Annotated in this window: 17 protein-coding genes and 1 pseudogene; 2 read left to right on the forward strand and 16 right to left on the reverse strand. The window is 60.2% G+C overall.

What is annotated here, in order from left to right:
* The first annotated feature begins 3 nt into the window (after nt 1-3).
* On the forward strand, nt 4-801 hold the full coding sequence (locus IPH07_23535; protein ID MBK6920393.1) for a hypothetical protein: 798 nt from the start codon (nt 4-6) through the stop codon (nt 799-801).
* 19 nt (nt 802-820) lie between these two features.
* Here the strand turns inward: IPH07_23535 and IPH07_23540 are convergent, their stop codons facing one another.
* The 16 genes and pseudogenes from IPH07_23540 to IPH07_23615 all read right to left on the reverse strand — a co-directional run bounded on the left by IPH07_23540 (nt 821) and on the right by IPH07_23615 (nt 18,883).
* Nucleotides 821-3,076: a bifunctional DNA primase/polymerase gene (locus IPH07_23540; protein ID MBK6920394.1), complete on the reverse strand. Its 2,256-nt coding sequence runs from the start codon at nt 3,074-3,076 to the stop codon at nt 821-823.
* A gap of 770 nt (nt 3,077-3,846) precedes the next feature.
* The gene (locus tag IPH07_23545; GenBank protein ID MBK6920395.1) at nt 3,847-4,149 is read right to left on the reverse strand and encodes a hypothetical protein; all 303 of its coding nucleotides are present in this window, start codon (nt 4,147-4,149) and stop codon (nt 3,847-3,849) included.
* Entirely contained in the window at nt 4,139-4,816 is a 678-nt protein-coding gene (locus IPH07_23550) for an N-acetylmuramoyl-L-alanine amidase (protein ID MBK6920396.1), read from the reverse strand. The genes IPH07_23545 and IPH07_23550 overlap by 11 nt, the downstream gene beginning before the upstream one ends.
* The gene (locus IPH07_23555) at nt 4,813-5,364 is read right to left on the reverse strand and encodes a hypothetical protein (GenBank protein MBK6920397.1); all 552 of its coding nucleotides are present in this window, start codon (nt 5,362-5,364) and stop codon (nt 4,813-4,815) included. The genes IPH07_23550 and IPH07_23555 overlap by 4 nt, the downstream gene beginning before the upstream one ends.
* On the reverse strand, nt 5,334-7,139 hold the full coding sequence (locus tag IPH07_23560; protein MBK6920398.1) for a hypothetical protein: 1,806 nt from the start codon (nt 7,137-7,139) through the stop codon (nt 5,334-5,336). The genes IPH07_23555 and IPH07_23560 overlap by 31 nt, the downstream gene beginning before the upstream one ends.
* Nucleotides 7,136-7,627 carry a DUF3310 domain-containing protein gene (locus tag IPH07_23565; GenBank protein MBK6920399.1) on the reverse strand — a complete coding sequence of 164 codons (492 nt, stop codon included), beginning with the start codon at nt 7,625-7,627 and terminating at the stop codon, nt 7,136-7,138. Before IPH07_23565 ends, IPH07_23560 begins: the two co-directional genes overlap by 4 nt.
* 533 nt (nt 7,628-8,160) lie before the next feature.
* Complete coding sequence (locus tag IPH07_23570) at nt 8,161-8,574, reverse strand: hypothetical protein (GenBank protein MBK6920400.1); 414 nt, start codon at nt 8,572-8,574, stop codon at nt 8,161-8,163.
* Between the two features lie 18 nt (nt 8,575-8,592).
* Nucleotides 8,593-10,041, reverse strand: a complete 1,449-nt coding sequence (locus tag IPH07_23575; GenBank protein MBK6920401.1) for a hypothetical protein — start codon at nt 10,039-10,041, stop codon at nt 8,593-8,595.
* A 231-nt stretch (nt 10,042-10,272) separates the two neighbouring features.
* Complete coding sequence (locus IPH07_23580; protein ID MBK6920402.1) at nt 10,273-11,385, reverse strand: PD-(D/E)XK nuclease family protein; 1,113 nt, start codon at nt 11,383-11,385, stop codon at nt 10,273-10,275.
* A gap of 721 nt (nt 11,386-12,106) precedes the next feature.
* The gene (locus IPH07_23585; protein MBK6920403.1) at nt 12,107-12,337 is read right to left on the reverse strand and encodes a hypothetical protein; all 231 of its coding nucleotides are present in this window, start codon (nt 12,335-12,337) and stop codon (nt 12,107-12,109) included.
* A complete protein-coding gene (locus IPH07_23590; GenBank protein MBK6920404.1) occupies nt 12,334-12,606 on the reverse strand; it encodes a hypothetical protein in 273 nt (90 codons plus the stop codon). Before IPH07_23590 ends, IPH07_23585 begins: the two co-directional genes overlap by 4 nt.
* Before the next feature lie 295 nt (nt 12,607-12,901).
* Nucleotides 12,902-13,333 carry a hypothetical protein gene (locus IPH07_23595; protein MBK6920405.1) on the reverse strand — a complete coding sequence of 144 codons (432 nt, stop codon included), beginning with the start codon at nt 13,331-13,333 and terminating at the stop codon, nt 12,902-12,904.
* Between the two features lie 826 nt (nt 13,334-14,159).
* A pseudogene (locus tag IPH07_23600) lies at nt 14,160-14,549 on the reverse strand (hypothetical protein).
* A gap of 242 nt (nt 14,550-14,791) precedes the next feature.
* Nucleotides 14,792-15,412, reverse strand: a complete 621-nt coding sequence (locus IPH07_23605; protein MBK6920406.1) for a hypothetical protein — start codon at nt 15,410-15,412, stop codon at nt 14,792-14,794.
* Nucleotides 15,413-17,470: 2,058 nt separating this feature from the next.
* Nucleotides 17,471-18,055 (reverse strand): hypothetical protein, encoded by a 585-nt coding sequence (locus IPH07_23610; GenBank protein ID MBK6920407.1) that lies wholly within the window; start codon nt 18,053-18,055, stop codon nt 17,471-17,473.
* A 477-nt stretch (nt 18,056-18,532) separates the two neighbouring features.
* Nucleotides 18,533-18,883, reverse strand: coding sequence for a hypothetical protein (locus tag IPH07_23615; protein ID MBK6920408.1), 351 nt, complete (start codon nt 18,881-18,883; stop codon nt 18,533-18,535).
* Nucleotides 18,884-19,572: 689 nt separating this feature from the next.
* Between IPH07_23615 and IPH07_23620 the strand changes: the two genes are divergently transcribed.
* A complete protein-coding gene (locus IPH07_23620) occupies nt 19,573-19,941 on the forward strand; it encodes a hypothetical protein (protein ID MBK6920409.1) in 369 nt (122 codons plus the stop codon).
* Nucleotides 19,942-20,674: the final 733 nt, after the last annotated feature.

The following is a 20,674-nucleotide window of genomic DNA, read 5'->3' on the forward strand; positions in this document are numbered from 1 at the left end:
AACGTGGACAAGGGTGCCTTGATGCAGCGTCATCTGTTCGTTCCTGACACTCAAATTCGCAAGGGCGTGGATATCGCCCACCTCGACTGGCTCACCTACTTCGCCCTCGACAAGGGGCCGACGAAGGTGATCTTCGCAGGCGACTGGTGGGACCTCCCCTCGTTGAGTACGTTCAACCCCCGCGGCTCGCTATCGACTGAGGGGGCGCGTCTGCGTCACGACATCGAAGCACCACGACGCTGTATCGAGAGGGTGGTGGGCCGGTGGTACGAGGCGGGGTGGCTGCCGGAAATCCACTTCTGCATGGGGAACCACGAGAACCGTTTCCGGCGCGCTGTGGAGGCCGCCCCTCACCTCCTCGATGGGTATCCTGATCCGTTCCAGTGCTTGCGCGATTTGGACATCAAGGTACATCCGTTTCTGGAGATCGTGAAACTTGACGGCGTTGCCTATTCGCACTTCTTCCCCCACAACGCGCAGGGGAAGGTGATGCAGAACAAGAACGGCGCCCCGTCAGCTCGTGCTCAGTGCCAGCGCCTTCTCTCCTCGACGACGGCAGGGCACCAGCAAGGCCTGGACGTAGCTGTCATCCCCACCCCATCGGGGCTTACCCGTGGCCTCATCGCCGGCAGTTTTTATCTGCACGACGAAGAGTATATCGGACCCCTGAATCACTACTGGAGGGGGATGATCATGAAGAACAACGTGCGGAGGGGCGACTACACTCTGTGCGAGGTAGATATGGCTTACCTCGAACGCAAGTACGGTCGCCTCTCGCCTAGGGGTCGCCGAGCCGCATAGATGAGCGGGCGCCGCTTCATTACTCATTTCCTTTCAGGCGAACGACCCAACGACGAACGCCGCTGCTGACTTTTCCGTTGATGCTCGCGTACCCTGGGACCAGCCCCACAGTACCGAGGTAGTGTCCGACACCCCGCACCGTCATCGTTCCGCGGCGTGTCTCCAATACCTCTCGTAGTACGGCCTGCAGCTCGCGTCTAGTCTTAGTGTCGCCGGGCCCGCTATTTCCGATACTCTCTTGGCAAATCTCGTTCGCACTCGCCCCCCGCTCTAGCCAGCCCGAAGCCGCCAGGAACTCATGGAGGGCGCGGATAACCCGCATCCTTTCTTCCCTTTCGGCGTCAACACTGGCGATGGAGGCCTGCGCATGAGCTACGAGATCGCCGCAGCCCAGCCACGCGAGAGAGGCGGGAATGACGCGATTCCACGCGTCATAGGACTGCCACGGCGTGATATGCGCGGTTTCGCCTGAAGCAAGGTACCCGCGCACGATAGACAACGCCGCTCGCAGCATTGCCTCCCGATCCAGCACGAGGTCGCCGGAGTACGCCTCAGCGTCCACAGGCCGCTCTAGGCGCACCGGAATCACTCGACGGGAAAGATCGCTGCCGAGGGTGGCTCCGTTGGCGGTCAGCGCCACAATCGGGCGCCAGGGCCGAGTGACTGTTTCCTGCGTGTGGAAACGGCGGGCTGTGACCTGGCCCGAAAGCACGGCGGCCTCCAACTCCACGCTCTCGACCCTCCCCCGCAGATTATCCAGCAGCAGCACCTCGCGATCGGCCGAGGAAAAAAGAGTCTTGCTCCATTCTTCCCCGCCGCGAGTGATGGTGGTGGGGCCCGGCATCGCGCCTAGCGTGACCCACGAAGCGCGCTGTGCGAGGGTGGTCTTACCAGATCCGGCGGCGTTGGCGGTATAGAGCCACACCGGGACTGGAGCATTAGCGGGGAGCGCATATCTTGCCGCATGCGTCATGACATGCGCAATCCACGCCAACTGGTCCTCGTCGTCCTTCCACCAGGTGCTTTGTGTAGCGAGGACGAGGGTGGCTAGCCCCTCCATCGCGCCCTCCCGCGTCGCCGTCGTAGCAGGAAGAGAGGTACGTGCCCACACCTGACTCTCGTCATCGTACCCCACCGCCACGGAGACGCTGCCGTCCGGCCGTACAACGGGGGCGTGACTCACTCCGCGCAGATGCCGCAAAGTTGGCCATGAGCCGCGAGCTTGGAGAGCGGTCACTACTTCGCGTGGAGGCTTGGTCAGAGGTTTACCTCCGCGATGAAACACACACAAACGCCCAATCTCCTCCAGGAGACCGGCCTCGGTGAGGTCTTGCAGCTGCCCCTCGACTGCACGCACGAGTCGACCCCCGCCCGCGTCGAACAATGGAGCGTCAGAGGCGCGGAGTTGACGCAAGATGGCGTCGACGTTCTCGCCAATGTTAGTCGACGCCTCGATGACGACCAACCCCTCGCGTGTTCCGAGGGCCTTCTGCGCACTCTCGATACGTTGATCGGACAGCCCTGCGGCCGAGAGCCCCCGCCAGGTCATCAGCGGAAGGCCCTGAGCGTGCTTTGCGTAAGTGTCTCGGACCCCCGCATCGACGTTGCCGTCGGGCGCCTGCAACGGCCACCACAGAGCGCCGACCGCCCGCAGAGTGAGCATCGCCTCATCCATTGAAAAACCGGCGAGGGCGAGACAGCCTGCCGCAGCTAGGGCGGCGTTGTGGCGAGAGCCGTCCGGGATCCCGCGTCCGAGGAGGACAGCGAACGCCACCAAACGACAGGCCTTGCGTAGGTCGTTCTCTGCGATACCAGCGATTTCGGCGTTCGGATCGTCCCACTCGACGGGGGTCCCTGACTTCCAGTGCGTCGAGGGCGGGAACAGTGTGTACAGGGGGCCACCTCGCATTTCGAGGATCATGGCCCGTTTCTTGTCCTCGGCGTCCTTTAGCTCAGCGTCGACCCACTGCCCGCTTCGGGCGCCTGCACAGTTGTAGACCCAGTGCGTGGCTTCCTTCCCCGCGCGGCCGAACGTCGCAGTCGCAGGGAGCAGGAGGGGAGCGATGATCGCCGCTTCAGCGCAGTCCAGGTCCACATCGACGAGACCAGAAGGCCCGAGGACAACTCCGATGCCGTCTTCGGGCCCGAACTCCTCCAACTCGGAGGGGGTGGTCTGCCAACCTTTACGGTCGCAGTTTGGCGCGTGGGGCGGGACGTGAACTACATGCCAGTTACGTGCCTTAGCCTCGGGGACGGAAAGTGGAAGTGCTGGCATGGGGATCCGTAAGCAGCGTGGTAGCGGTCAAGCGCTCAGGGAGCCATCCCCTTTCGAGCGCGTAGGCGTACACCGTTTGTAGCGCGGTCCCGCGTTCTGCGCCAGCGAGGGTGAGGGTTAGGACGGCGCTGCTGTAACGCAGAGCGACTTGGTCAAGGGGAGTCATGCCCATCCGTCTTCATCCTCTTCCGGCCCGCACTCCTCTTCGTACGCAGCCTCAGCAGCCTCGCGAAGAACGCGCCGGAACTCGCTTAGATCGGGCACCCAGCCGCCCCCGTTCCAAGTTACTTGGATCTGGAGCATTTCGCCGTCGACCTCGACTCCAACAATCGTGCAGAACCTATCGCGGTGTGACATCAGAGATGCTTCGTTCTTGAGGGGCGCTGTAGAGCTTGTGCGAACGCTGCTTCCCAGCTCTCGCCTCGCCCCCTCTCGTCCCACGCCCACTCATCGCGGTACGAGCCTACGCAATAGGTCGGAGTGCGACCGAGGGCGTCGATTCGCACCTCGACCTGGACAAGCCCCCGACCCCAGAGTCGGCAGGCCTTGTCGTATGCCTCTTGATCTGTCACGTCGGATACTTCCCTGGGACGACCGAACACACCCCCGGCACACGGTCACGGAGGTCAGCGGCCTGCCGGCGCAAGGAAGCAACAGTGCGTCGAATCCGCCGCACTCGCCACGCAGCCTTGCCCCGCCTTTCCAGCTCGTCGGCCTTCGATTGGCGTGCGTTGGCGATACCCTCCAACTCGATCGCAGCAGCTTCGGGGTTAGCTGCGGCCCATTCGGACCACTGCCGGAAGGGTCTCCCGACCAAGCTCAGAATCGACATAATCTTCGAGATGGCGCCCATTTCGGATTTTCCTCAATGCCTCTTCGGCGATTAGCCTCACGGTCTCCCGCGAGAGGTGCAGGATCGCACCGATCTGATCGTAAGTGTGTTCCCCCTCGTCCGCAACTTCTAGCGCGCAGTTGACGACGGGGAGGTGGCCGCGCTTAGCCTCAGGCAGCAGAGAGTAGCGGCACTCCCTCTCTGCGCAAGTGTTGCGGTCGCGTGGGCAGTTAGGGAACATCCAACCGCCAAGCCTTCAACTGAAAGTCGAAAATCAGCCGCGTGAGACGATGCGAGACGCGGCTCTTCAACCAGCCCCAGTCGAACGCCGGTCCGGGGTCGAGCTTGCCTCCGACCCGCATCACCGTATACCGATTGGTGACGTCCTCGTGACCGCAGTAATAAGCGACCGAGTCAGGAAGTCCGTACAGCATTTCGTCTGCCAGAGCCTCCATCTGCTCGGTTGTGTACGGCTGCCAGTACTTCGCTCGCGAACCGGGATTACGATGCCTGCCTTGGTACCAGCCCTCCTTCTTCTCCAAAGAGTATCCGAGGTTCACCATTTCGATCCCGTAGGAGCGTCGGTTCACTGCCCCACTCGCATACTCCACCTGGTCAAACGGAATCGGAGTACCACGGAAACTCAACTGCCGCAGTTGCTCGGGCGAGGGGAGCCGCGAGCCGGAGGTTCGGGCTTTATTGTGGTCGCCAGCGTGCCAAGCTGCTCGCCCAACCGGGACAGGATGCTCCCGTTCGCCATCACGTCCTACGATGCAATGCGCACTATTTCCCGTCCTCTCCATGAACTCAGCCGTCGACAGTGCAGTCCCGGCCCCTGCCGTGAAATGTAGGATGCAGACGTCTGGGATCGTGCCTTGACGGGACGAGGAGTGTGGGGAGTCAGTCATGATCGTGCCTTCTGTAGTTGGGTGTCTCGGTAGAACTCTAGACCGGGAATTTCTTCCACACCTTCGCCGATTTCGCGCTGGATTAGGGCGTGGTTGACTGTCAGGTACTTGCGCGGGATGAGGGATTCGTCCACCACACGGTACTTCACCCGCGACGAACGCAAGGACATCCCCTTGGGGGCGGCGTCAGGGACCTCAAACTTCGCCAAGGCCTCGGTGTCGTGGGCGATCTTCTCCAGCTCTTCCTCGGCCTGCTTCAGCGCCTTCGCCGTAGCAGCTTCAAGGGAGGTCTTCAGCCAGGTGCACGCTTCCTGCAGCGGGGTAATTACCGGAGCGTACTGCTCGCGTGCATTCTTCCACGCCTTGTAAATGGGATCGGCAACTGCCGCCCGCATTCCTTCTGCATTGTCCAGGAGGGACCGCAGTTCGAGGAGGTAAGTCGCTGCGAAGTCACGCTGCTCTGCGGTATCCAACGGCAGCGTCTTGCACTCCGCGAGGATGGTGTTGTGCTCTTCGGTCAGCTTGGCGATTTCTTTGTCAGATCCCATGGAATCAACTTCCCGTTCTTGTCTGTTACGTGCTTGGCTTTCTTGCTCCATCGCATCATTGCGACTGGAGTCGATGTGGCTCGCACATCTGGGAACCATTTCTGATGAGCCTCGATGACGTGTCGCACGGTCTCACGTGCTACGAAGTCGCAATGCTCCAGGGGGGCGCTCCCGATCAACTCGTCATGCATGAGTACTAGCTGACGTCCGGGCAAATGTCCAGCAAGTTGTGCACGTGACACCCTCCAAAGCGCATCCTTCATGGCGTCGGCGCTGCGCCCCTGAAACAAGGAGTTCGCAAACTCTGAGAAGTACGCCCCACCTTGCAGACGATTCGACCCAGGATGCACAAGGAAGCCAAGGCCATCCTCGCCTAGCTGATCCGACACCCAGTCATGGTACTCCACGACTTCGGGGTAGGTGGCGCGATAGATCTCTCGTAGGATGCGTGCGTCCTCGACGCTAATGTTGACGTTGTAACTCTTCTTGGCAAAGAGGGAGAACTTCTCGGGGCCCATCCCTCCCATGAACCCGAGGACGGCGGTCTTACCGCGCTGCCTCGCGTCAAACCCTTCCTGGTCTCCAGATTCGTAACGAGCCTTACATTCCTCGTACGAGAGCCCGGTCTCCTGCGAAGCGATGCGGAGGTAGGGATCGAGGTCTGCGTTGATGGTGGCCCCCAGTTCGGAGTAGCCGAACAGCTCAATGCAGTTCTGAGCGAACGCGACGCACTCAGCCTTGTCGACGTCCACCGAGATCAGGCAATCCCCCTCATCAGGTACGATACACTCGCGAGGTCCTGGGGCCCGAGGCCACTGCTGGATTGGCGGGTCGGAAGCAGACGTTCGTCCCGTCTCGATACACTCGTCGTACCGACATCGCAGTCGACCGGTGCGCAGCTTGTAGATAAACCGGGACCTCGTGCTTTGGATCGAGGTGTAGTCGGAGTAGTCTTGTAGCAGCGGGTCGCCCGAATCCCGGCACGCCTCGCCGTCAAGCGAAAGACCTTTCCCCGTGTCCGTCTTCCGTGTCAGCCCCTTCAGCGCTGCGTAAGCCTGCGCCTTCTTGGTGTCGCGGGACCCGTCCGGACGAACTATGCCGTGCTTACGGAGTCGGTCACGAGCTGCCTGCCACGCTTCCTCCAGCGAGAGGTCGTAGGCGTCGACTGCGTCTTGATCAACGCGCAACCCCCAGCGGGTCATCATGTACAGAGCGAACTGGGCGCGCATCTGACGCCCTTCGTCCTCCAATGCGTCGCACCCTTCGATGATGCGACGCTGCTCCTGATCCTCCCATAGAAGATACGGATACTTCGCGTCCAGCATCGCGTATTCGATGGCGTCGGCTGGCCACTCGGCCAACGGAACTGCTTCCAGCTCTGCGTACCGCAGCCGCCAAGTGTCTGCACTCTTGTCCAGATCGACCTTGAGGCGACGAAGAACTAGATCTTTGAGGTTGTAGCCGCCCAGCAAGAAATGCTGCCCATGCGCGATATCCAGCAGCTTCTCACGCACTTCCACTCCGTGGAGGCGGTCGGCCTCGTACGCCTCAAGCACTTCATCCATGAGGTCGAAGTGCTCAGCGAACCCGGCCATCTCGTACGGAAGAAACTGCCCGACAAAATGCTCGCCGGAATCGAACAGCTCCTTCAACAACTCTCTTTCCGGCTTGATTACCAGCCCGCCAGGATCAGGAGTCCACAGGGACACACAAACAATCGGAGGGATCGGAGCCTCGTCGCTTACGAGGTGGGTTTCGGTATCGATGCCGATCATCGATATTCCCGTCCGTCTGTCCAACCGTTTTTCTTGCAAATGAGGCGCTTCAGCTCAGATAGATTTTCGTGCTTTCGATAGGCCAAGTTGCCGGCCCACGAATCGGAAAAGATCCTCCAATACAGAAGATCTTTGGTCGCCTCTTCCTCTAAATAGTACCCATCTTCATCACTCATCCAGCAGAACCCCGCAGGAAGGGTTACTTCTTCCTTGTCTTTTGGCGAGGGGGGTTCTTCTTTGTCTTCTGACGAGGGGGTTTCTTCCTTGCCGCGGAGGGCCGAGATCTCGTCTTCGAGGTAGTTTTTCGCTTTGATGAGGTCGTCGACCGTCGCTTGCCCCGGCTTCTTGCCCGCCCGCCAGAGGTACTTGAGGACGTTACCGAGCGAGTAAGGGAGGCCAAGCGCTCGGATGAGGGCTTTGCACTCAACGGTGTGTCCATCCACATCGACGAGGTAGTAGTTCGGGCGATCCAGATTGATGTCAGCCATTCTTCGATATCCTGAGTGATGAGGATGAAGGTGTCAAGTGCTATTCTCTTGGTACCAGTTACGCCCGCGATTTGCGCATCGTTACCGAACACTCCGCCCGCTTGAAGCCCGTCGCAAATGCACTTCAGCGGGGAGTCCGCGTCGCCTAGGGCCATGCCCTTCGCTGGTCCGCTGCGGTGCACGCGTGGCCACCCTGCATCGACGTGGACGTACACCTCTCCCTCCAACGTCTCCCACCCAGTCGTGAGGACAGCAAGGGAGTCACGAAACTCTCGATACGCGTCAGCCAGAATGTGTCGAAACTTGTACCGTCGGTTGATCGACGCGCCGTTGAGGGGCCAGTCGATGTGAATGACGTGTCGCATGGTCGGGAGGGGCGGAGTCGAACCGCCCATCTTCACCCCATTAGGGGGGTGCGTGTTAGCCGTTACACTACTCCCGGTGGGCGCGTTAGGAGTCGAACCTAATCTGCGGCAGGCACGGCGGGTTTACAATCCGCCTCGGGAACCGTCCCTCTGTCGCGCCCCTTGTTACTAGATCGTTGACCAGATGTGCTTGGTGAACTTCTTACCAGGCTTCGGATCACGAACGGTCAATCGCGCCTGCCGGCCAACGAACGGAGCTTCCTCCTGGTCCACGGCCAGGTCGACCATCTCCTCCTCGAAGTCCTCTTCAGCGATGCCTTCCATGTTGCAGATAAAGGCCTTCACGTCGCCGGGGCCGCCCATGTCGCGTCGGCTCAAGTCAACAACCCAGCTACGAGTGCGGGTATCCGCAGGACAGGCAGGGTTGTTCGACTCCAGAACCCGAGCTTCGACGATGAACTTCAGTCCCTTGATCCCATCATACTCCTTCACGGCGACAATCTCTACGAGATACTCTCCCGGAAGGAAAAAGAGGGCGCCCTTAGACGCTGCTGCCTTAGCTACAAATGCGTACTTACCCATGATGTTTGTCTCCTTTTTCTAGATTTCCCAGTCGCCGATTTGAAGCTTTTGCTTCTTTCCTTTGAACTGCTCTAGCCACTGGGCTTGTTGTTTCACGAAAGCGATCCGCTCTCGATGTGCAGCAGTAGGGGCGTAGAACGTCACTACTACTTCGTCTTTCCGCTGCCCCGGGCGATGCGTCCGTGCGATCAGCTGCTCTAACGTACTAGCACTCTTCGGGATGTCGAGCAAAAGATTCTCATGCCAAAGATGCTGCAGGTTTTTTCCCTCAATGTTGGCTTCAATCGACAGCCCCGCCGTGACTGGCTTCGTGACGTCGAGGATCGAGCGGCCGGTGTGTAGGTCTTTACCCCCTGCCCCGAAGTATGGGTTGAGGAGGGAGGCGCATGCGGGATGTGCACACCAGATCAAAGGGTAACGCAGCTTACTCTTTTCGATGACGGCAGGGATGATGGAACGATCAAGCCAAACCACTTCGGTCTCAGGAACGAACGACGGTTCGATCGCGAACCACTCTTTCCCTTCCTGCGTGGAATCGCCGTACGCCTGACGCACCATCTCTTCCGAGTCAAGATTGGGGAGGCGCTGCTCCAGCGTCCAACGGACGAACTGTCCCCACCGTCGCCGCTTCTCCATCCAGAGTGGGGGTCCAGGTTCTTTCCAGCGCAGCCAGAACCCGAGGGAGAGGGTGAACTTCAGTGAGGAGAGGGCGGCTGCTTCGAACTCTACCTCACCATCCGGGCGAACCCCGTCGTCTGCAGCTGCAAGATGACGCTTGATGTCCGCACCCAGATCGAACGACAGGACGCGGTACCGAATCGATGCCCCCACATCTGTACTACCTCCGACGACTACGCCAAGAGTGTTACGCAGGTAAACTCCGAACCCTCCGCCTTCGTCGAAAACTTTCAGTGCGCCCTTTGCTCTGCGGCTGCCGAACGGCACTTCGTGGTCGAGGGCTTGAGCCCATACTGCGCACTCTTCGCGAGTGCGGGGAAGGGGGGATGCGTCGGGGCCGAGCGTCCACTGCAGTAGGTGGTGGATGTCCAGCAGCGATCTCTCGATTAGGGTGCCGGACATGGCGATTACCACTGTCTCAGGGAACGCCTCAAGGTACTCCGCCAAACGCGTGCTGAGCGCCGAGAAAGGGTTGGCCGCGTGATGGGCTTCGTCCAATACAATCAAGCGCGGACGGAGCTTGAGAAGGTCTTGCTGGTGCTTCGGATGCGAAAGAAGTTGGTACGAGAGAATACTAGGCGGGCGGATCCTAATGCGGAACGTCTCTGCCCACCAATCGAATTCGACTTTTGTCTTTTTTACTAGCCCCCCTGGCACCATCAGCAAGGCCGGGTACAGATCTAGAATGAACGGACTGATCTGCGAGATTAGGGTCTTCCCCTCGCCCACTCCGATCATCCCCAACATTCCCCTCATTACGTCGATCGTATGAAAGGATTCCGCCTGCACCGGACGGAGTCCTCTCTCGGGGGAGGAAGGAGCGAAGATATGGTGCGAGAGTTCGGACGAAAGCGAGGGAGGAAAAGGCTCTGAAGAACTGCGACGCGGGAGACGCAAGATCCTCTCCAGCTCGGGAGTGTGAGGTACACCGCCGAGGAGGAGGGACTTCGCCAGAGACGACCGGCCTGGCTGCGGATTTAGCCGCAGCTTAGCCAGTTTTTCCTTCAGTGAGGAGGCCATTCAAAACAAGCGCAAGTCAGTCAGGGCACCTGCAAGATCACGAATATCACTGACCGTGAGGTCGGGTCGACTTGCTAGCTTAACGATCGTCTGTGCCATTACCAATCGAGCGGTTTGAAACTCGGCGTCGAGTAGGTCAATCACTGTTTCGCGTTCCGGTAGAGGAGGCGAATCCATTTCGGGCTCTGGGCCAACATCGTGCTCGATCCCAGGCAAGACCTGCTGCTCTGGCGGCTGCTCTCCCGACTTGGGCTTGTTCTTACTGCCAGGCGGGCGGCCACGCCGCTTCGGCGGATCGTCCTTAGCAGGATCTTCGGGACTATCCACACTAGGAGAAGAAGGAGTAGGAGGAACATCGGCGGGAGGCTTTTCATTTGCGGTGGTTTCAATTACCCCGTCGCCGTTCGCAGCAGCGCGGGCCTTGATCTTTTCCATGAGGGCTGATGCCATGACAATTTTTTCCTTGTGGGAGGGAGCGAATATCGCTCGTCGTTTTTCTTTTGTGGAGAGGTTACTGTGGCAGATCTCTCGGAACTCGCAACCCCCAAACTCGTCGCATGCATCAAGATGGCGGGGATGATCCTCCGGTTCTCGGCTTGCGTTCTCGACTTCGAGGGCGATTGGGTGTACTACATCTACGTAGCGGTCATGCGTGATGGATGCCTTCTCAACCCAGTCTACTGGATGGGCCTTTGGCCGCTTGAGGTAGGTAGGAAGATAGATCCAGCGAGAGAGGACGTCGCCTACCTGTGCGGGCGACACTTCTTTGTACATGAGAAGGTTTTCGACGTAAATGATTCGCTGAAAATCTTCAGCTAGCGAAGCGGGTGTGTGCGCGTATTCAAGATTACTCGTCGTCTTGTAGTCATACACTCCCCACGAGGGTTCGAGGTGGTGTACGTCGATTTTTACCCACCAAAACACCCCGTCGATCGTCTGCTTGATCTGTTTTTCGGCTTCGCATTGCCCTGGTGAAGGAGTCAGGGCAAGACCCACAGCAGCCAGACGACCGGACGGGGTGTTCAGTGGCGGAGATTTCCTCTCCTTGATCCACCTCTCCTTATGGTCATGCACCTCGATTCCCAACGCAGCAGACGGCGTGGTCTTCCGCATCTTGGGAAATTTTTTGCTGTACGCCCACTTGCGCGGGCACAGCTTATACTTCGAGATGGCAGACGGAGAGGTCATGCCTTACTTAGTTCTCACACAGGTTACCGGGACACTCGCAACAGTTCGACTGCGTCTTGTTATTTTCGTTAGTGGGGGTGCACAACAGGTCATACCCGGCAGGGCACTGATCACAGTTCGGCCCAGTGAACAGACCGCGGCGAAACCCTCCCTCGTGATCCGGCGGGTGATAACACCCACAGTACACTGAGTTCGGAGTAGTGCACGCAGTGAGTGCGATCGGATCGTTGAAGCAACCGTCTGCTGCGCAATGCGCGGCTACGAGCATGCACTGCTCATCGGTGCATCCGGCTGCGGCTTCGGGGTCTGCCTGCACCTCGCCGGGGCCGACGGGGGAAGTAGCAGCACTACTTGTCGTTTCATCCGTGCCAAGATCAAGGACCGGCAGCGGAATAGAAGTAGTGTCGTCATCCTTTTCTTGACATCCTGCCAAGAAGGTAAGTGAAGAAACAAAAAGGGTGGTCAGTAGAGAGAGTCGGGTCATTGAAGCAATCTCCTTCGAGAGAGGTAGTTGATGGTCTTCATAGCTTGATTTTTGATTCTTGTCAAGTCGCGTTGCGGCGGCGGATGAGGTCGATCAGGTGGTCGCCGTCGTCGCGGCGGCGCAGCACGCTACCAGCGTTCGCATTCGTTGCTCTGCACGAACTCATGCTTGGTCACACGCGCACGGCGCATAACCGCACGTCCCGCATTCGCCGCGTTCGTTCGCGGCTGCTATCGCTCTGTCCGCCGACTCGCGGGCCATCGTCTGCCGAACGGCTCGCTCGACCCATCTGGAGAACTCCAGATTGGCGACCTTTGCGGCTTCGCGCGCGTAGTCGCGCAACACCGGCTCGACCCATGCGGACAACACCACCCGCCCGTCCTTGTGGCTCACGGCAGCACCTCGATGTGCGACAGGTGAACACCGCCAGCTTTGCCGGAGACGAGCACGACCACGGAGCCGTCTCCGAGAGTCCACGCCTCTGATCGTGTCGTCGTGTCCTCAGGCGGAAAGCCTTCGGATGGCGGATAGATCGGCCAGTAGCGAACGGCGGTTCCAACCGGATACTCGGCATTCCACGACACGGCGGTGTGCGCTCCGCTGAGCTGGCGCCGACGAGCATTGCGCTTTCGGTCCATGCTTTTCCCGACGTACGGCATCACAGCACCGCCATTCTGCGGTCCATGCGACGCTGTATCTCAGCCACGGCAGCGTCGCGGGCCGCCTCGTACGAGGCGCGACCTCCTGCATATGCATGGCGGTGCGATCGCTGGTGTGCAGGTCGTTCGCGATGTAGCGCAGATGGCACCGGACGTCGAGCAGGCGCTGCATCGCAGGACCGTCGGGATCGGTGTTGGTCGCGTCAGCCATGGTCGTGTTCTCCATCGTCGGACTCGCTGATGCATCTGTCGTTGTGGTACAGCCGGGACCCTTTCCCATTCGTTGCTCTGCACGAACTCACTTCCCGACCGCCTCTCCGATGCGACACGCGAGGCACACTTCGCAGTCGGGCCCGCGCTCGTCCGCGTGGTGGTCGCACGGGCAATCGCACCCGTTTTCTTCGAGCAGCCTGCGAACCACACGGAGGCGCTCGTCCGCCTCCATCGAGTTGCGCTGGTAGCTCTCGACAAGATTCAGTACGTTGTATTGACCCTCTCCGGCGTCGTCGAACAGCTTGCGGAGGCGGTCGGCTTCGGCCACCTTCGCGGCCACATCAGGCGGGAGCGGGAGGCCGGCAATCAGCCGCATTTGACCAATCCCGCGCTCTAGCTCGTCAACTCGACGCAACAGCTCCTTGAGCAGTCTGGCTGCGCGGGGTGCGGGGATGCGTTTGTCGAACTCCCATTCAGAGGCCACCTGCCGAATTTCTTCGGTGCGCGACAGCGTCATCGGTCCCTCCTCAGCGGACACTGCACCGCCACACCAGCCGGCGAGAAAGATCGCAGTCGCGTCAGCCATCGGTGGTCTCCAGTGCGGCCGCGGCCGCGGTGACGAGGGTGGAGAGCAGCGCGAGGTCGGCGGCTGTGCACCTCGAGTTCGGGCAGACAGACCAATGCGGGTGGTCCTCCTGCGTGGACACTTCGATGCTGCCGCCGGCCCGCCACGTAGTCGACAGTCCCGTCGCGGCCGCGGTATGGCTCGCGTGCACTGTGCCGCGCCGGCCCGCACAGCCACGTAGTCGACAGTCCCGTCGCGCTCGGGAGCCACGACCCAAGCGACCTCGCCAGTGGCGTACTCACGCGCCGGCAGCGGCCCCGGCTCGACGCCACGGCGCGCGCAGTCGGCCAGGTACGCCGCGGCGTCGGAGGGTCGGGGACGGGTGGTGATGCGCATCGGCACTTGGCCGTCGAGGTCGGGCGGGCACGTCCGACGCCCCCACCAACCGTCGCGGCCGGCCACCCCACCGCCCCAGTCGAGGTTGCAAGCGAGCGCGAGCGCGGCGGCGACTCCGCCATGCCGGGGTCACGGTGCACCGCCAGTCGCGGCGAGGCATCGGAAAGCGCGCCGCACAGGCGGCGCATGGCAGATCGCGGTGGTACTGCACGCCGCCCGGCACGACATCGTCGAGCTGCGCGACCACGTGCATGGTCTGCGGCACGTTGTGGCGGTGGCACCGGGCGCAGTTCGTGGTGCAGCTGGGCGTCCAGCGGAGGTGGTCGCCGGCGCTGGGCTTGGCCGCGCCCTTGTCGGCGCTGGCCGAGGCGTCGCCGCTGCCGATCGAGGCGAGGTCGTGGGGCTCGGCCTCGGCGATGCGGGCGCGCATCGCGTCGTCGATCTTTTCCTCGGGCAGGATGCTGTAGGTCGTCTTCGGATCGCCGGCGTCGCCGTGGCGCTCGATCTCGAAGAGCCACTTGTCGAGGCCGTACTTGTCGCGGACCTTCAGCACGTCCTTGAACCACACCGTGCCGCCCTCGATGACCTTCATCTCGTCCTCGTCGGGGACGAAGAAGTTGAGCATCACGCGGAGGCTCGGGCGCTTGTCGGTGTGGACGGCGGGGTCGTAGGTCTCGTAGCGCTCGCCGGTCCAGACGACCTCGCGGGCGAAGGGCTCGCCGCAGAAGGCGCCCACGACCTTGTCTCCGTTGGCGGCGAGGCGGATGAAGATGCCGCCCTGGTTGGCGTGCTTGTCGGCGGCGGTGTGGGGGACGCGGTGGCCGTCGACGAGGACGAAGCCCTGGGCGTCGACGGTGTGCTCGATGGGGGTCGGCGGGTAGCCGCAGGGGCGGAGGGTGGGCTCGGGCATCGTCGTGGTCTCCTACCGCCGAAGCCCCGCGCGACCTTCGTCGGCGGGGCGGGGTTGCGGGCGCGGTGGTCACCACCCGCGGGCTCGGATGCGCCGGGCCGGGGTCACTTCATCACCCAGCCCTTCGTGTTCGACCAGATCGAGATCGCGAACTTGATCATAGCACGAGCCATCTCCCGATCGAACGGAGAAGCATCGTGATTGTCTGCGATTCTGTCAAGGTCACGCTTCCACTTTGAGTAAGGGTGATCTTGGCACCCCACGCGGAAGGTATGCTCGCTGGTCTCGCCCATGGTATAGGAGTTACCGCGTGCGAAGATCGGCGCGCGCTTCCACACGCCTCCATGCAACACAATATCTCCACACATCTTTACTGTCTGGATTACCGCATCTCCACGAATCATGATGGAATCACTGTGAGTCCCGAAGAGGGTGCTGTTGTTCACGTGGGCCTTCCCACTTACAATAATGTTTTGAAGATGCGAGGCAGTGATGTTTGCTTTCTCATCGAGAGTGACGTGAGAATCTAGGGTGGAAGAGCAGATTCGTGCATTTCCATAACAGCTAATGTAATCGCTTCCGATATAGGAATATCCAAACACCCAAACTTTTTCGCCGATATAGGCGCCATCCGCAACGTACGCGGTGTCCGCGACAATCCCACCTCCTCTTGGGTGATGGTGAGAGGGAACAGGACCATTGCCATCTTGAAAATCGTGAAGCATTTTTGTATCTCTCCTTCTGTCTTTCTTAGATCTTGTGGGCAAAGAAGTCAAGCAAAATTTTGCAGATTTCCTTGACTACCTTTTCGTTATGTAGCCATGTGACTAGGTTGATAATCATTTTTTCCGTGTATTGTCCAATTGCTGAGACGTGTCGGAGGCCTGACTCAGATCTTCCATCACTTGCTTCACTCGAAAGAAGATAGCGTATAGATAGTCGTGGCGCGGAAGCGCGAATCGAGCGAGGGTTGCTGCAATGATGGGAAGGGCTTGTTTCGGGGAGGTGAGGTTCTTCCACTCCTCTACTTCGTGAGGGAGTAGGAACGGTCCCAAGAAAGTAGGGATGATCTCTCGCGCTATCCGCATCGCGAAATTTTTGAGCCAATCCGCCTCGCCGTCTTCATCAAGGTACGGCAGAAGGGGGAGGAGGGTTTCGGTTCGAGATGCGTCTGACTCCCCCGTCGGCATGGCGCCCCAGTCAACCAGCTTCTACACCGTAGCCTGCATTGCAGCTTCGCAAAACCCCGTCAGGCGCGCAAGCAACGCGACTTCGGGGGTCGTGCAAATCCACGCCTCTTCGGGGAAAATTCCATCGGCCACGATGTTGCCTGAGTAAAGTCTTGTAAGCCTTGCCGTTGCACTGGTCATTACAAAATTTCCATCCTTTCCATCGCTTCGCGCAGTACGGCAGCGCACGTTTCATGATATTCCAGCAGCTTTTTTCCAGTGGTTGCCATCCTTCGCTTCAAACTCTCTCGTGCTTCCTGTTCTGTTTCACCGTATCCAGCGAGAAGATACTCTCGATCTTCCGTCCATAGCTCGGCGCTGTATGACACGGTGTTATCGAAGATGTCTTTGTACCCCTCAATTACAATTTTTCCCATGATTTTTTCCCCCTTGGTTATTTGCGGTTGATTTGCCTCTCAAGGCGAGGGATATCTTCGAGGTTGAATGCGTGCATGCGGCAGACCACGTCCAACGCGACTGCGTCCCACGTCACAGCACGGGCGACTTCCTTGTACCCCAGAATCTGGAGTAGGAGGATAAGGTACCCGGTCGCGCCGAAATTTTTGATTTGGCGTTCGTTCATTCGCATTTTTCCTTTGGCACGGCTAATGCCCCGTATACGGCCGGGGCCACGCCGGGCGGGCTTTCTGAAGGCTTCGCCAGTTGGGTCTAAGCCCGTCGTTACCTTACTCCCCAGTCAAGGGGGAGGCAAGAGAATATTTTTCCCGTCAATTTTTCTGCGTGGTGGATTACCGTTTCTGTTACGCGACCACGCGGAGGCTGGCCCGCTTCGCTCCCTGACCGTGCAGGGCGATTTGCACGTGAGCACGCGCACCCTTGTCCCGCACTCCGCCGCACGCCCCGCACTCTGCGCACGTGAGACGGTGCCCACCCTCGTCGCTGGCGGGGCATACCATATGGCCAGGGCGGCGAGGGAGGGGGCCGGGAGTGGTGACGAATGCGCGGAACCCGAACGCTGCAGCCTGCGCAACGTCGGTTTCAGTCTCGCACGACGCCATGCACAAATCCGCAATGGCGAACCCCTGCCGCCATGCGTGCGTGTATCCCGTCCAGCCCTTGGCCCCATGCACCGCCTGGCGAAGCACGGACGCCGGGACGGCGGCAGGGTCGCCGTACGCTCCAAGGCGGACCATGCGGCCTGCCGTTGCTGCGGCTACCTCGGAATCGCTCGGAGCATACTTGTACAGCCCGCGCTGGTACGCGGCCCACACACTACGGGGGGCCTGGAATACCGTGACGTAGCAAGTCCGCGTAGCGAAGGGGCCACGGTGGGGGCAGTCGCCGCAGATACTGGAATCCGAACCGTCGCGGACGGCATCCGTGGGGGAAGCGTCCTTGCGGAGAATCCACGTTTGGACCATGTCTCCCGTCTTACGGTTCCCACTCCCGAGCGTCATAATCATGACGATGGAGGTAACTCCGTCCAGTAGCGACGGGCCGTCATACAACACAAATCCCTTGATTTTTTCCATACTCACACCCCAAAAGGCCCGGCCCCTTGCGGGGTGCGGGCCGGGGTAAGCCAAAGTTAGCCTACTCTGACGTTCGGATTTTTTCCAGTGCCTCGGGCGACGGGGCATGAGTAACACGGGAGGTTACGGCGCCGATGCGGTGACCTGCCAAGGCACGGGCGACGGCGGCTGCGAACGCGGCGGCATCGCTCCCGTGGATGCTTGAGATTTCGGACAAGTCAAACCCGCCTTCGAGTAGTTCGAGGTTAGTGGTAGTGAAGGTCACAGTCCACTTGATTGGCGTAAGCATGATTACACTCCCTTTGTCCGCTTGAATCCGAGCTTTCGGGCCCATACGTAATCGTGGGGTGAGTTTGCGCCCATACGCTGGCCTTGGTTTGTTCGCGCGTGACACGTCAGATTCATCCAACACAGCATCGGGCAGTACGATGGAAGCTCTTCGCATGGCTTCGCGCGCGTCCGCCCTGCTCATGTATCGCCCGAACGCCAGTCCCGAGGCGATGGCCGTTACGGTCCAGCCCGGAACATCCCAGGCCCGATGCACGGCCATTCGCTTACACGGGGAAAAGATATCCACCGTGACGCCCTCATGGTAATAGCCGCCCGGTTCGCTGGACTTCACCTTGATTTGAATGATTTTTTCCATACTCACACCCCAAAAGGCCCGGCCCCTTGCGAGAGGGGTGCGGACCTGGGGTCGGTGCGGGGGATGGGTCAAACGTATCCCATCACTAGGCACCATGAGGGGGAGCCTTGAGGGTCCCATCCGTCCGGCTCGACACGGTGCCCGAGAACCGACTTGGCTACCCCTCCAATCGCCCACGTAATGACCGATTGGTCCGTGGGGCGGTGATACTTCCGAGGCTTGAGGATAAGGGACAAGGCGAGGGTGGGGCATACTAGCGCCGTGCCGTCGGGGGCGGTGAGGTGCGTCCGGTTCGGCTGGTCCCGGTTCGGCCATGACAACGTGACCTTGGTTCCGGCCGGGATTCGCTTTGCTCCATCCGACGGGGCGAGGTCGCGAGTGGTGACAGCGGTGGGAAGCTTGATTTTTTCGGTGCTCACACCTCGAAAGCCCCGTCCTCTCGCGAGGTACGGGGCGGGGTGGCGCGCCGGGGCAGCGCTACCGGTCGGCTGCGATCACAGCCTCGACCACGTCGTCTGCCGACAGCGTGCCGGCGTCGAGCGCCGCGCGGAGGGAGTCGTCGGCCCAGTGGTCGATCGCGCCCCAGACGTCCAGCTGCCCATCGTACTGACGCGGTAGCAGGGTGCAGTCGCCGACGTCCCGGCCGTCGACGTAGAGGGTGGCGTCGACGGCACCCGCGTTGCCGGGGACGGTCGAGCGGGGGCCGCGGGCGGTGATCTTGGCGGTGATGGTCGGGGCGGGGGGCGACAAGCTTCGAAGGTGGTCCAAAGCCGCAAGAAGCATCACGCGTGCCCAGTCGCGCTGTGATGCGGTAATATTGGGGTCCAAGGCGCGTGCGCATAGCCCCGTCATAACATGATCGCCAGCGGCGAGCGCGCACAGCCCCATCCGGCCGATATCTCCCACCTGATCTTCGGTTAAGCCTTCGGTGTGAGGGGGGACATGGAGAACATCGGGCATTGTATTTTTCCTTACAGTTTTGGGTGGGGAGTGGGGAGTGGGGAGGAGTGGGGGTCAGCTGGCGAAGGGAGCAGCGTAGGCGGTGCACAGGGCGAACGAAAGGATGATGATGGTGAACATGGTTCGTGTCTCGGCTTTCTTGTCTTGGTAGTGCGTTTCGGGGGTGGGAAGGTTCCAAGAAAAAGTGAAAAGGGCTTAGTTCGACTTGTGGTTGCGTGCGGCCATCGCGCCCCAGATAGACGCAAATCGCGCAAGCTTCTTAGCGCACCACGCGCACGTTTGGTCGTCGCAATCCAATGCACCGATGGAAGCCGCGTTGACACGCAACGGGCGCGAGTGCCCCCGGACTCCGGCGCGTGACCAGTCCTGTGCACCACTCAAGGGGTAGTAGGGATGCCCGATGGGGGCTAGGGACTTGGTATCACGCTTCACGTTCGGTAGCGGGTGGATGGCGTTCATTGCAACCTGGTAGTGCGGTTTGGAGGGGGAAAGGTTCCAAGAAAAAATAAAAAAGAAGGGGGAACCTTCCCGCCCCCAAACCGCACTACCAGGTTGCAATGACGAAAGACAAGCGTAAGAGAGTGCAGTTCCCGTACCGTAAGTGTGACGATGCCGCCATCCGCCTTGGGCGTGAAGCGGAAATCGCGCGGTACTATCGCGAGGTGAGGAACACAGCAGAGGAGATCAAGGCCGAGTGGATTAATGCTGGTAAGTGGATGTTTTACGTGCACGACGCGGCGGAACGGGCGACCATCTACACCGCCGAGCACTACCGCATCATCCATCTGTCGGAAAATGTAGGCGCGATCGACGAGCATACGGAACTGATTCCCCGATCAGTAAACGACGTGTTGCGCGATATCGCCTACTGGGCGTATTATACCGACGTCATGCAAGCGCTGGACCGACTGGGCGAAGCGCGCTAACCGCATGTAAACCTTGCGCTTTCCAGGATATTCGAAATAATATCCTGGAAAGTCAGAAATGATAGGGATATTCAGTTTTAATAATCCACTGGTGGCATTATCTCTAACGTCGTAAGATGATTAGGGTTAGTGGCAAGGTGGATTAGTTGCTGTTACTTTGTTGTTTCTGTAAAATTGAGGTTTACGTAAGTACGGTTACAGATTCTAGTGGGTGGTGAAGAGAGAGCGAAGGGGGGTGTCGATGTTGGCGCATAGGAAGTGACCCCACCAAAGCCACCATCGACACCGGTTTCGGGGATTATCTTGAGCATTATCCAATGCGCCCTCGAAACTGACAGTGACGTCAATGCACTTGGCACGGGCCCTGCATACAAGAAAAAGTGCACGGTCCGGGGAACCTTCTCCCCCTCGCGACGCACTACCAGGTTGCAATGGATACCGAAACACTTCTGAGCCTAGCTCGCGCCATGATCGCGTACGCAGCCCGTCTTGAGGCAACCGCCCCCGCCCTCGCAGCCTGCTACCGTGCGCGAGCACAGCAGCACCGGGACGCCGCTCGCGAGCGCCTATTGGCGGAAGCCGCCGAACGCGAGCGCGGCCGCTACGGCATCTAGCGTCCACTGTGCTGGCGTCCGTTGTTCGGCGAAGGGAAAGCCCGCGCCTCCCCCTCGGACGCCAGCACAACGTCACCAGGGAGCCAAGAAAAAAGTGCTCCGCATCGGGAACCTTTACC

The organism is Deltaproteobacteria bacterium (assembly GCA_016709225.1).
In the GTDB taxonomy this organism is placed as follows: Bacteria; Myxococcota_A; Polyangia; order Nannocystales; family Nannocystaceae; genus Xiheibacterium; species Xiheibacterium phototrophicum.

What these genes read in the sequence shown, in the direction of transcription:
- IPH07_23540 (MBK6920394.1), bottom strand. Translation starts at nt 3,076, where the DNA reads ATGCCAGCACTTCCACTTTCCGTCCCCGAGGCTAAGGCACGTAACTGG.
- IPH07_23545 (MBK6920395.1), bottom strand. Translation starts at nt 4,149, where the DNA reads ATGTTCCCTAACTGCCCACGCGACCGCAACACTTGCGCAGAGAGGGAG.
- IPH07_23550 (MBK6920396.1), bottom strand. Translation starts at nt 4,816, where the DNA reads ATGACTGACTCCCCACACTCCTCGTCCCGTCAAGGCACGATCCCAGAC.
- IPH07_23555 (MBK6920397.1), bottom strand. Translation starts at nt 5,364, where the DNA reads ATGGGATCTGACAAAGAAATCGCCAAGCTGACCGAAGAGCACAACACC.
- IPH07_23560 (MBK6920398.1), bottom strand. Translation starts at nt 7,139, where the DNA reads ATGATCGGCATCGATACCGAAACCCACCTCGTAAGCGACGAGGCTCCG.
- IPH07_23565 (MBK6920399.1), bottom strand. Translation starts at nt 7,627, where the DNA reads ATGGCTGACATCAATCTGGATCGCCCGAACTACTACCTCGTCGATGTG.
- IPH07_23570 (MBK6920400.1), bottom strand. Translation starts at nt 8,574, where the DNA reads ATGGGTAAGTACGCATTTGTAGCTAAGGCAGCAGCGTCTAAGGGCGCC.
- IPH07_23580 (MBK6920402.1), bottom strand. Translation starts at nt 11,385, where the DNA reads ATGCGGAAGACCACGCCGTCTGCTGCGTTGGGAATCGAGGTGCATGAC.
- IPH07_23595 (MBK6920405.1), bottom strand. Translation starts at nt 13,333, where the DNA reads ATGACGCTGTCGCGCACCGAAGAAATTCGGCAGGTGGCCTCTGAATGG.
- IPH07_23605 (MBK6920406.1), bottom strand. Translation starts at nt 15,412, where the DNA reads ATGCTTCACGATTTTCAAGATGGCAATGGTCCTGTTCCCTCTCACCAT.
- IPH07_23610 (MBK6920407.1), bottom strand. Translation starts at nt 18,055, where the DNA reads ATGGAAAAAATCATTCAAATCAAGGTGAAGTCCAGCGAACCGGGCGGC.
- IPH07_23620 (MBK6920409.1), top strand. Translation starts at nt 19,573, where the DNA reads ATGACGAAAGACAAGCGTAAGAGAGTGCAGTTCCCGTACCGTAAGTGT.